We start from the raw sequence: 10,528 nt of genomic DNA on the forward strand, positions 1-10,528 counted from the left end.
GCTACACGCCGACTGTGCTCACCGCCAGGCGGAAGCGACCGATGCTCGGTGCGGCGTGGACCACTCGTAGATTTCGGTTCCTTCGCGCCGTACACACTTCAGCTGACGACTGCTCGCTACGTTTTGTTAGCCGCTCCTGGCGCATCTCACAAAATTCCGCCGTAGCCGCAAGCCGGCGGGCGGCCCGCACTCAGCACCGGTTTGACGCGCATCACCAAGCACCTCCACAGCCGCAAGGGGGGCGTGGCCTGCTCTCAGAACGGCTAAATTCCACTCTCACCGAGCAGCGCTCGATGGGTTTGGCTAACGGCTCTTGATGCGGCTTCAAACGCCCGACATCGACACCCCGGAGACCACACGCACACGCGGCGCCTTCAGCCATTTTCGAGCAAGAAGCGCGCCTTGACCGCCTGCCCCTGCTCCGGAAATTGATCGCGCACCAGCTGCAACACCCGCGTGCGCTGTTCGTCGGCCTGCAGTTCGCCGTGCCGTAACGCCAGCACAAACCAGTGCTGCGCCAGCTCGGAACGCGGCGCATCGATGCCGCACTCCTTCAACGAACGCTCGGCATCGGCCAGCAGCCCGTTACGCAGGCACGCGTCGATCAACGCCATGCGTGCCGGCAGCGCAACGGCAATCCCGTCCTTGCTCAATTCTGCTGCTACGCCCAGCTGGACGCGTGTCTGTTGCGCGCTATGGCTGGCCAGGTGCAGCAGCGTCTGCGCGTGGCGCAGGGCTTCCTGCGTGCGCCCGGCGTTGCGCGCAACCCGATAGCGGGCCAGCGCGACATCGGCACTGTGCGGGGTCTCGCTGGCCAGCTCGGCGAGCAGCCGCTCGGCTTCAAGGTTCTCCATGCGGCCCAGATGGCGCTGCGCACGCTCCCAGCGGTCGTCCACCTGTGCGGCGAGGTCTTCGTCCATGAAGGCCGGGCGGGTTTGCCGCACCGCCACCAGCAACGCGCCGAGCAGCGCACCGCTGATCAACCCGCCGGCATGCGCTTCGAACGCGACAGCGCCGTTATCGCTACCCAGCAGGCTGTACAGCTCCCAGCCCAGCCACAGGGGCAGCAGCAAGATCGCCGGGCCGCGTGCGTAATTGAACACCACGAAAAACCAATAGAAAAACCGCACCCGGCGCCGCCCCCAGACCACGCAGAACGCTCCCATCAAGGCGGCAATGGCACCGGACGCGCCCAGCCCGCCACCGGGCTCGCCCCAGCGCCACCACAGACTTGCTGCGCTGGCGCCAAACCCGCCCAGCAGATACAGCAACAGGAACCAGCCGCTGCCGATCGCCCCTTCCAGCAAGGTACCCAGCGCCAGCAGAAACAGCATGTTGCCGAGCAGATGATCGAAGCTGCCATGCAGGAAGGTGGCGCTCAGCATGCGTGCCGGCGACCACTCCGAACTGCGTTGCAGATGACGCAGCGTGAACACCTTGGACAGGCGGGCATCGTAGGGCGCACGCAGGCCGCGCCATTCGCGCATCTGCGCTTCGTCCTTGAACAGCGTGCCGCCGCGCAAGACCTGCGCAAAGGCGACATCGTGCATCGTCAGATGCGCCAGATACGCGATGCGCTGCGGCGCTGGAACGCTGTCCGGCTTGCCCTGCCGCGCGGCACGCAGTCTGGGATCGGTGGTCTGCGCCAGATAGCGCGCGTGCGCCTGCGCCTCCAGCGTGCCCAGCCCGGACTCGACGTAGTAATGCACGGCGTTGTCGACCAGCCCGTCGTCCTTGCGCTGATAGCCCAGATAGACCGCGACATTGACCAGCACCAACAGCAGCGTCACCCAGGGAATGTTCTGGCGCGACCAGGGTTTGTGCAGCGGCATGAGCAACATGACGACATCCGTGTCCGAGAATGGCGCAAAGCTTCGCCGGGCGGCGGCAGATGCGCAAGCAGCCCGTGCGCGCTAGCATCGCGCCCCCCCGCTGTCCGACACACCGCCCATGAGCCGCTGGCGCCCACCTGCCGAAAAAAGCACTGCGCTGATCACGCCCGAGGGCCATGCCCGCCTCAAGGCCGAGCTGGAAGACCTGTGGCGCGTGCGGCGGCCCGAGGTGGTCCGCGCCCTGGCTGCGGCCGCCGCGGAAGGCGACCGCTCGGAAAATGCGGAGTACACCTATCGCAAAAAGCAGCTTGGCGAGATCGACCGCCGCGTGCGCTACCTGAGCAAGCGCCTGGAAGCGCTACGCGTGGTGGATACCGCACCCACCGACCCGCAGGCGGTGTTTTTCGGCGCCCAGGTGGAACTGGAAGATGCCGACAGCGGCGAGCTGCTGCGTTATCGCATCGTCGGCCCGGACGAAACCGATGCCGGACGCGGCTGGATCAGCATCGACTCGCCGTTGGCGCGCGCGCTGCTGAAAAAACGCGTGGACGACGAGCTCGACGCGCAGCTGCCGTCTGGCAAGCACAGCTTCGTGGTGGTGTCGGTGGATTACACCGGCCAGTAGCCGTGTGATCGCATTCCGCTGACGCTCGGCGGCCGGGGTCAGGATGACCTTGGCGCGTGCAGGAGCGCACTTGTGCGCGATGGAGCGTTATCGATAACGCCTCATCGCGCACAAGTGCGCTCCTACCGAGCGACGCGTACGAACCAGCGGCCGGTCACACCATCTGCAGATTCAACGACCGCCCTTGCTGGGTCGCGCCATTGGCCGGCAGCGCATCGCCGAACAGGTCGTGCTCGTCGCTGTCGGTGATTTCCACCTCGACCAGGTCGCCCACCTTCAACTGGAGCTCGCCGCCGTTCTGGATATGCACCAGGCCATCGATTTCCGGTGCATCGGCGCGTGAGCGTGCCACTGCGATATCGTCTTCGATCAGGTCGACCAGGCATTGCTGCACGCTGCCAATCTTGGCCTCCAGGCGCAACGCGGAAATCTCCGCCTGCTTGGCCATGAAACGCGCCAGCCGCTCCTGCTTCACTTCTTCCGGCACAGGGTCCGGCAATGCGTTGGCGCTGGCGCCGTCCACCGGCGAATACGCGAAGGCACCGACGCGGTCGAGTTGCGCCTGATCCAGGAAGTCCAGCAAGGACTCGAACTCGGCGTCGGTCTCGCCGGGGAAGCCGACGATAAAGGTCGAACGCACGGTGATCTCCGGGCACATCGCCTTCCAGCGCTGCACACGTTCCAGGGTTTTTTCCACCGCACCCGGGCGCTTCATCAACTTGAGGATGCGCGGGCTGGCGTGCTGGAACGGGATGTCCAGATACGGCAACAGCTTGCCTTCGGCCATCAGCGGAATCACATCGTCCACGTGCGGATACGGGTAGACGTAATGCAGGCGCGTCCACACGCCCAGTTCCGACAAGCCTTCGCACAACGCCTTCATGCGGGTCTGGTACATGCGGTCGCGCCAGGGACGCTCGGCGTACTTCAGATCCACGCCGTAGGCGGAGGTGTCCTGCGAGACCACCAGCAGTTCCTTGACCCCGCCACGCACCAGCCGTTCGGCTTCGCGCAGCACTTCATCCACCGGGCGCGAGACAAGATCGCCGCGCATCGAGGGAATGATGCAGAAGCTGCAGCGGTGATTGCAGCCTTCGGAAATCTTGAGATACGCGTAATGGCGCGGCGTCAGCTTGATGCCGTAGTCCGGCACCAGGTCCACGAACGGGTCGTGACGCGGCGGCAAGGCGGCGTGCACGGCCTCCATCACGCTCTGGTAGTCCTGTGGGCCGGACACCGCCAGCACCTGCGGGTAGGCCTCGCGGATCTGCTCGGGGCGTTTGCCCAGGCAACCGGTGACGATGACCTTGCCGTTGGCGTTCATCGCCTCGCCGATGGCGTCCAGTGACTCGGTCACCGCCGAATCGATGAAGCCGCAGGTGTTGACCACCACCACGTCGGCGGCGTCGTAGCTGGGCACGATGTCGTAGCCCTCCACGCGCAGCTGGGTGAGGATGCGTTCGGAATCGACGAGCGCCTTCGGGCAGCCAAGGCTGACGAAGCCGACTTTGGGGTTCAGCTGGGACATGGAAGCAGGGGCCTGGGAAACGGAGCGGCCTGGGGCCTGGGCAGGGTCAATTATAGCGGCGTGCGGGCAGCGCTCTGAACCGCCGCGCCTCGTCAGCCAGGTCGGCTTTGCAAAACCCTCACTTTTCACACTGCCGGTCCGGTCGATAATGCGCGCCTCCCCCGCTGCACATCAGGAATTCCCATGGGTCACTGGACCACGCTCGACACCCCCGACGGCCAGGTTACCGCCTGGCACGCAACGCCCGCTTCCAGCCCGCGCGGGGGCCTGGTGGTAATTCAGGAGATCTTCGGCGTCAACGAACATATCCGCGCGGTGGCCGATGACTACGCCGCACGCGGCTACGAAGTACTGGCACCGGCCTTCTTCGATCTGGAAGAAAAAGACGTGCAGCTGCCCTACGACCAGGAAAGCGTCCAGCGCGGTCTGGCCCTGGCCAATGCGGTGGGCCTGGAGCGCGCGGTGGAGGTGGTGAAGTCCGCCGCCACGCTGTTGACCCGCGCCGGCAAGGTGGGCACGGTGGGCTATTGCTGGGGTGGCTCGGTGGCGCTGCTGTCGGCCATCCGTCTGGGCCTGCCTTCGGTGAGCTATTACGGCGGCCACAATACCCAGCTGCTGGACGAAACCCCCAAGGCGCCGGTGATGTTCCACTTCGGCGAACGCGACGCCAGCATCCCGCCCGAGGCGATCCAGGCCCACCGCGAAAAACTGCCGCAGATGGAGACCTTCGTGTACCCGACCGGGCACGCCTTCAACCGCAGTATCGACCCCACCCATTACGACGCCGACAGCGCCGAGCGTGCATTGGAACGCACCCTGGGCTTTTTTGCAGCGCATCTGGGATGAGTGCGCCCGCATCCAGCCCCGCTGCAGCGGGCGAATTCCAGCTCGATGCGCGGCTGGCCGCCGACAGTGTGTTCGTCGCCGACGGCCCGCTGTCGCAGGTGCGGCTGATGGACGATGCGCGCTTCCCGTGGCTGGTGCTGGTGCCGCGGGTGGCCGATGTCAGCGAGTGGATCGATCTGGATGGCGGCCAGCAGCGTCTGTTGCTGGCCGAGATCAACCAGCTCTCGCAGCTGCTGCGCCGCGAACCTGCGGTGAGCAAGCTCAATATCGGTGCGCTGGGCAATATCGTGCAGCAGCTGCACGTGCATCTGGTCGGCCGCCATCCCGGCGATGCGGCCTGGCCCGGCCCGGTCTGGGGCAGCGGCAGTGCGCAGCGCTTTGCGCCCGAGACGCTGCAACGGCATGTCGCTGCGTGGGCGCAGCGGCTACGATAGGCGTCTGTCTTTCAACCAGTCTTCCGCATGAAATCCAATGTCGTCGCCGCGCTGATCCTGATCCTTGTGGGCCTGTTGTTTCTGGCCAACAACCTGGGCTGGACCAATCTCAGCCTGGGCAAGCTGATCGCCACCTGGTGGCCGGCCGCGCTGGTGGCCTGCGGCATCGGCATGCTGTTCGGGCGCGGAAAATAGGCGCGGCCGGGAAACGGGATTTGGGATTCGCAACAGCGGCGCCTAGGTGCTGATGGCTAGCGTGACCGTTCTGCGGCGGCGACATGGCGCCTGCCCTTCTCCCCTCGGGAGAAGGTGCCCCGAAGGGGCGGATGAGGGTACGGGCGAAGCCTCGTGCATTCGACGAAGCGTTCTGATCCAACACTATTTCCTGATATTGCAACGACCATGACCATCGCGTCCGTGGTCGTTACCGCGTTCGCCATGATGACGAAGCACGATCAATGCGCACCCGCCAGCAGCGCGACATGACGACTGTCACCCGCAACTGTTGACTTCCGGCACCTGATCGGCGGGGCAATCGCGCGCAGCATGGCCTCACACCCAACGAGGACGCCGCCATGCATTACCGGCTGACTTCCGGCCTGTTTTTGATCGTCATGAGCGGAATGTTCCTGCGCAACAATCTTGGCCTGAGCCGCATCGACCTGGGCGACGGGATTGCGGCGTGGTGGCCCTTGTTGGTCATCTGGGCCGGCGTCCACCAGCTGATGTGGCGCCGCAAACCGGTCCTGGCAATCAACTGAGCTGCGGGCCAGAAGCGCTGGCGATAGCGACCCCGCATGCTGTGTGCAATGCAGGCGCGCGACGCATCCCGTGCACCGCACACCCTTGACATGGCCTCATCGCATCACGGCCCTGTTGCAGCCGGCTGCCGACGCGCTTGCGTCGACACCCATGCATCGCATCACGTGCGCGGCAGGGTCACGCCGGTCTGGCCCTGGTACTTGCCGCCGCGATCCTTGTACGAGGTCTCGCACACCTCATCGGATTGGAAGAACAACATCTGCGCCACGCCTTCGTTGGCGTAGATGCGCGCCGGCAACGGCGTGGTGTTACTGAATTCCAGCGTCACGTGACCTTCCCACTCCGGCTCCAGCGGGGTCACGTTGACGATGATGCCGCAGCGCGCGTAAGTGCTCTTGCCCAGGCACACCACCAGGGTGTCGCGCGGGATGCGGAAATATTCCACCGTGCGCGCCAGCGCGAAGCTGTTCGGCGGAATGATGCAGACATCCGATTCGACATCGACAAAACTGCCCGGATCGAAGTGCTTCGGATCCACGATCGTCGAGTTGATGTTGGTGAAGATCTTGAACTCGCGTGAGCAACGCACGTCGTAGCCGTAGCTGGAGGTGCCGAAGCTGACGATGCGCTGCCCGGCAGCGTCGTGCTTGATCTGGCCGGGCTCGAACGGCTCGATCATCGCGTGCTGCTCGGCCATGCGCTTGATCCAGCGGTCGCTCTTGATGCTCATGCGGTGTTCCTTGAAGACGGAAGGCGGCGGGCCGAGCGGCCCGCGCGAAGACGGCGAATTCTAGCAAGCGGCCGGCATCGACGGCCGGCCGGCGTATTACAGCAGCGATGCCGAAATCGGAATGCTGGCGCGCGGCCGCTTGCCCAGTTCCTCGGCCAGGCGCGTGGCAGCGGCCAGATAGGCCTGCGCCGCTGCCGACGCTGGCGCGGCCACCACGATGGGCTGACCGGCATCGCCCTGCTCGCGGATCGCGATCTCCAGCGGCAACGACCCCAGCAACGGCACGCCGTACTGCGCGGCCATGCGCTCGCCGCCGCCTTCGCCGAACAGATGCTCGCGATGGCCGCAGTTGCTGCAGGTATGCACCGCCATGTTTTCGACGATGCCGAGCACCGGCACCTCGACCTTTTCGAACATCTTCAAGGCCTTGCGCGCATCCAGGGTGGCGATGTCCTGCGGTGTGGTGACGATCACCGCACCGGCCACCGGGATCTTTTGCGACAGGGTCAGCTGGATATCGCCGGTGCCCGGTGGCAGATCGATCAGCAGGTAGTCCAGGTCGTCCCACAGGGTGTCGTTGAACAGCTGGGTCAGGGCGGACGTCGCCATCGGCCCGCGCCAGATCATCGGGGTGTCCTGATCGACCAGCAGGCCGATCGACATCGCCTCGATCCCGAACGCGCGTAGCGGCTCGATCGACTTGTTGTCCGGGCTGTCCGGTCGCCCGCTCAGGCCCAGCATCGCCGGCACGCTGGGGCCATAGATATCGGCATCCAGCACGCCCACCCGCGCACCCAGCTGGCGCAGCGCCAGCGCCAGATTCACTGCCGTCGTGGACTTGCCCACCCCACCCTTGCCCGAGCCCACCGCAATGACATTGCGGATGCGCGGATGCGGGGCGAGCGCGCCCTGCACTGCATGTGCGGCGATTCTGCGTTCGCCGCTCATGCGTCGCGGCCCTGGGTTGCACCCGTCGCGGCGCGCACGTGCTGTTTCAACTTCATCGCTATTGTCTACCCGTTTCATCGTATGCGGAACGCAGCCACTGCCTGACCGTGCGCTTGCGAAGCGGTGCAGTTTACCGGCTCGTGTCCAAATCGCCGTACATGCCCGGCTCTACCGCGATATCCAGTCTCGATGCACGCGCGTGTCAAACACCGACATATTTCACAATTGTGGACACAAGATTAAGGGGTTATTACGTTAGAGATTCAGTTCAGCTAGCGCTCAGCGAGCCCAGCTCTTACCCCGAATCTTCAGTACAGGAATCCGCAAAGATCATGTCGAGTCGTCTCCCGCAACGCACCCGTCGTCATCGTTTGAGCGCCGCCTTGTTGGCCGCGCTGGTCGCACCGGCCGGCCACGTTGCCGCGCAATCGGAAAATGGCGTCGCCCCCGGCACCACCGATCTGGACAAGGTCACCGTCACCGGCTCGCGCATTGCGCGTACCGGTTTCGTCACCCCCTCCCCGGTCACCGCAATCACCTCCGAAGAAATCCGCGCCACCGGCGCAACCACCATCAGCGACCTGATGGCACGCATGCCGGCGCTGGCGCCGAGCTACACCCTGGGCAATTCCACCCGCTTCATCGGTACCGCCGGCCTGGGCCTGCTCGACCTGCGCGGCATGGGCGTGGACCGCACGCTGGTGCTGGTCAACGGCCGCCGCCATGTAGGCTCCAGCCCCGGCTCGACCGCGGTGGACGTCAACACCATTCCGGTGGAATGGGTCGAGCGTGTGGAAGTCATTACCGGTGGTGCGTCGGCCGTTTACGGCGCCGATGCGGTGGCCGGCGTGGTCAACTTCATCCTCAAGAAATCGTTCACCGGCTTCGAGACCCGCGCACAGACAGGCCTGGCCGATGAAGGCAATTACAACCGCTCGTTTGCAAGCTTCTCTGCCGGCACCGACTTTGCGCAAGGCCGCGGCAACATCGCCATCTCGGGCGAATACAGCAAGCAGGATCGCTTCGGCCGCGGTAACCGCGCCATCGGCCGCGAGTACCTGGTCAGCGTGCAGAACCCCCGCTTCGATCCGAGCCGCCCGCCAAGCGAGAGCAACCCGCAGACTGTGCTCAGCGGCCCGGGCGGCAACCACGGCACATCCTACGGCGGCACCTTCAACCTGGGCACGTTCGACTTCCGCAACCCCGCCACGTACGGCAACCGCTATCTGCTCAACGACGACGGCAGCTTCCGCCGCAACCGTTACAACGGCACCGTGGTGAGCAACACCTCGTGCGTGGATTGCGATTTTGCCGACCTCAACGCGGTGGCCGACCTGCAGCCCGGCTTCGACCGCAAGAGCGTCAATACCATGATCAACTTCGAGCTCAGCGAAACCCATCGCGTGTTCTTCGAAGGCAAGTACAGCGAAACCGATTCGGAATTCTTCGGCCAGCCGGCATTCGACAGCTCGCTGCGCGTGCGCCGCCAGAACCCGTATGTCAGCCCCGAACTGGGCGCGCTTATGGATTCGCGCGGCGCCACGCAAATCCTGATGAACCGCTTCAACGTCGATGCCGGCCGCCGTGGTGAAAACATCGAGCGCAAGACCTACCGCGCGGTGCTCGGTGCCGAAGGCAACGTCACCGACAACTGGACCTACGACGTGTCTGCCAACTACGGCAAGACCACGGTGGACCGCCTCAACCTCAACAACCGCATCAACGAGCGCTGGCAGGCCGGCATCGATGCCGCGCGCGATGCCAACGGCAATATCGTTTGCCGCACCACCCTGGATCCAAGCGCGATCAACCCCAACACCAACCGCGTGTATTCGGCACTGGCGCGCGAAGGCTGCGTGCCCTTCAGCATTTTCGGCAACGGTGCGGTCACCCCGGAAGCGGCTGCGTGGTTCAACACCACCGCGCGCTCGCAGGCCAAGATCCAGCAAACCGTGTTCAGCGCCTCGGTGGCTAATAGCAACCTGCTGTCGCTGCCGGCCGGCGACATCGGCATCGCCGGCGGCGTGGAATACCGCAAGGAGCAAAGCGAGGAAGTCACCGACCCATTGGCCGCATCGGGCGTGACCTTCCTCAACGCCATCCCCAACAGCGGCGGCGAATACAACGTCAAGGAAGTCTTCGTCGAAAGCACCATTCCACTGCTGGCCGGCCTGCCGGGCGTGGACCGGTTGGCGCTGGATGTGGCGGGCCGTTACTCGGACCGACGTCCCCCCGTCCTGAGTAGCGGCCGGGTCTAGAGTCCGGGGTTGATGATATCGGTGTTGGCCAGCTGTTGGGCATACGCGGAGGGCGTCATGCCGCCAATTGCTTTCTTGGGTCGCTCCTCGTTGTATTCGCGTCGCCAGCGCTCGATCTCGGTGCGTGCGTGCAGCAGTGTCGGGAACCAGTGTTCGTTGAGGCATTCATCGCGTAGCCGGCCGTTGAACGATTCGACATAGGCGTTCTGGTTTGGCTTGCCGGGTTGGATCAGCCGCAGCTGCACACCATGCGCATGCGCCCAGGCGACCATCGCCTTGCCGCAAAACTCCTTGCCGTTGTCGGTGCGGATCACCTGCGGCAAGCCGCGGCTGATGGCGAGCCGATCCAGCACACGCGTCACGCCATGGCCCGAGATTGCACGCTCCACCTCGATGGCGACCGCTTCGTGTGTAGCATCGTCCACGATCACCAGGCACTTGATCGCCCGGCCGTCGGCGGTGCGGTCGAACACAAAGTCCATCGACCACACCTGGTTGGCCTGCAATGGCCGCAGCAGCGGCTGACGCTCGCCCACTGGCACGTTCTTGCGCTTGCGGCGGCGGA

At 65.0% G+C, this 10,528-nt stretch carries 10 protein-coding genes, 1 other RNA gene and 1 pseudogene; 7 read left to right on the forward strand and 5 right to left on the reverse strand.

Going from position 1 to position 10,528, the window contains the following annotated elements:
* Positions 1–55: 55 nt before the first annotated feature.
* Positions 56–132: non-coding RNA, sX9 sRNA (locus A7D16_RS15290), on the forward strand.
* Between the two features lie 242 nt (positions 133–374).
* Here the strand turns inward: A7D16_RS15290 and A7D16_RS15295 are convergent.
* A complete protein-coding gene (locus tag A7D16_RS15295) occupies positions 375–1,841 on the reverse strand; it encodes a rhomboid family intramembrane serine protease (RefSeq protein WP_064634138.1) in 1,467 nt (488 codons plus the stop codon).
* Between the two features lie 109 nt (positions 1,842–1,950).
* On the opposite strand from A7D16_RS15295, the gene greB reads away from it, so the two are divergent.
* The gene (gene greB / locus A7D16_RS15300; protein ID WP_064634139.1) at positions 1,951–2,457 is read left to right on the forward strand and encodes a transcription elongation factor GreB; all 507 of its coding nucleotides are present in this window, start codon (positions 1,951–1,953) and stop codon (positions 2,455–2,457) included.
* A 154-nt stretch (positions 2,458–2,611) separates the two neighbouring features.
* Here the strand turns inward: greB and rimO are convergent, their stop codons facing one another.
* Entirely contained in the window at positions 2,612–3,985 is a 1,374-nt protein-coding gene (rimO, locus tag A7D16_RS15305; protein WP_064634140.1) for a 30S ribosomal protein S12 methylthiotransferase RimO, read from the reverse strand.
* Between the two features lie 183 nt (positions 3,986–4,168).
* Between rimO and A7D16_RS15310 the strand changes: the two genes are divergently transcribed.
* From A7D16_RS15310 to A7D16_RS15325, 4 genes are all read left to right on the forward strand, one after another.
* Complete coding sequence (locus A7D16_RS15310) at positions 4,169–4,831, forward strand: dienelactone hydrolase family protein (RefSeq protein ID WP_064634141.1); 663 nt, start codon at positions 4,169–4,171, stop codon at positions 4,829–4,831.
* Positions 4,828–5,265 carry an HIT domain-containing protein gene (locus A7D16_RS15315; protein WP_064634142.1) on the forward strand — a complete coding sequence of 146 codons (438 nt, stop codon included), beginning with the start codon at positions 4,828–4,830 and terminating at the stop codon, positions 5,263–5,265. The genes A7D16_RS15310 and A7D16_RS15315 overlap by 4 nt, the downstream gene beginning before the upstream one ends.
* Positions 5,266–5,292: 27 nt before the next feature.
* Entirely contained in the window at positions 5,293–5,460 is a 168-nt protein-coding gene (locus A7D16_RS23780) for a LiaI-LiaF-like domain-containing protein (RefSeq protein WP_005994260.1), read from the forward strand.
* Between the two features lie 380 nt (positions 5,461–5,840).
* On the forward strand, positions 5,841–6,026 hold the full coding sequence (locus tag A7D16_RS15325; protein WP_064634143.1) for a LiaF transmembrane domain-containing protein: 186 nt from the start codon (positions 5,841–5,843) through the stop codon (positions 6,024–6,026).
* Positions 6,027–6,187: 161 nt separating this feature from the next.
* On the opposite strand, the gene dcd is transcribed toward A7D16_RS15325, so the two are convergent.
* Both dcd and apbC read right to left on the reverse strand, forming a co-directional pair.
* Positions 6,188–6,757 carry a dCTP deaminase gene (gene dcd, locus A7D16_RS15330; RefSeq protein ID WP_055850006.1) on the reverse strand — a complete coding sequence of 190 codons (570 nt, stop codon included), beginning with the start codon at positions 6,755–6,757 and terminating at the stop codon, positions 6,188–6,190.
* A gap of 96 nt (positions 6,758–6,853) precedes the next feature.
* Positions 6,854–7,705, reverse strand: coding sequence for an iron-sulfur cluster carrier protein ApbC (gene apbC, locus A7D16_RS15335; protein ID WP_064634144.1), 852 nt, complete (start codon positions 7,703–7,705; stop codon positions 6,854–6,856).
* Positions 7,706–8,037: 332 nt separating this feature from the next.
* On the opposite strand from apbC, the pseudogene A7D16_RS15340 reads away from it, so the two are divergent.
* Positions 8,038–9,927 (forward strand): annotated as a pseudogene (locus A7D16_RS15340) (TonB-dependent receptor plug domain-containing protein); the annotation flags it as partial.
* 32 nt (positions 9,928–9,959) lie between these two features.
* On the opposite strand, the gene A7D16_RS15345 reads toward A7D16_RS15340, so the two are convergent.
* A partial coding sequence (locus A7D16_RS15345; protein ID WP_064634145.1) for an IS3 family transposase occupies positions 9,960–10,528 on the reverse strand: 569 nt, incomplete at its 5' end.

Source organism: Xanthomonas nasturtii (assembly GCF_001660815.1).
Taxonomy (GTDB): Bacteria; Pseudomonadota; Gammaproteobacteria; order Xanthomonadales; family Xanthomonadaceae; genus Xanthomonas; species Xanthomonas nasturtii.

Excerpts from the sequence above, each read along its gene's own strand:
- A7D16_RS15325 (WP_064634143.1), top strand. The coding sequence starts at position 5,841 with ATGCATTACCGGCTGACTTCCGGCCTGTTTTTGATCGTCATGAGCGGA.
- dcd (WP_055850006.1), bottom strand. The coding sequence starts at position 6,757 with ATGAGCATCAAGAGCGACCGCTGGATCAAGCGCATGGCCGAGCAGCAC.
- A7D16_RS15295 (WP_064634138.1), bottom strand. The coding sequence starts at position 1,841 with ATGTTGCTCATGCCGCTGCACAAACCCTGGTCGCGCCAGAACATTCCC.
- rimO (WP_064634140.1), bottom strand. The coding sequence starts at position 3,985 with ATGTCCCAGCTGAACCCCAAAGTCGGCTTCGTCAGCCTTGGCTGCCCG.
- greB (WP_064634139.1), top strand. The coding sequence starts at position 1,951 with ATGAGCCGCTGGCGCCCACCTGCCGAAAAAAGCACTGCGCTGATCACG.
- A7D16_RS23780 (WP_005994260.1), top strand. The coding sequence starts at position 5,293 with ATGAAATCCAATGTCGTCGCCGCGCTGATCCTGATCCTTGTGGGCCTG.
- apbC (WP_064634144.1), bottom strand. The coding sequence starts at position 7,705 with ATGAGCGGCGAACGCAGAATCGCCGCACATGCAGTGCAGGGCGCGCTC.
- A7D16_RS15310 (WP_064634141.1), top strand. The coding sequence starts at position 4,169 with ATGGGTCACTGGACCACGCTCGACACCCCCGACGGCCAGGTTACCGCC.
- A7D16_RS15315 (WP_064634142.1), top strand. The coding sequence starts at position 4,828 with ATGAGTGCGCCCGCATCCAGCCCCGCTGCAGCGGGCGAATTCCAGCTC.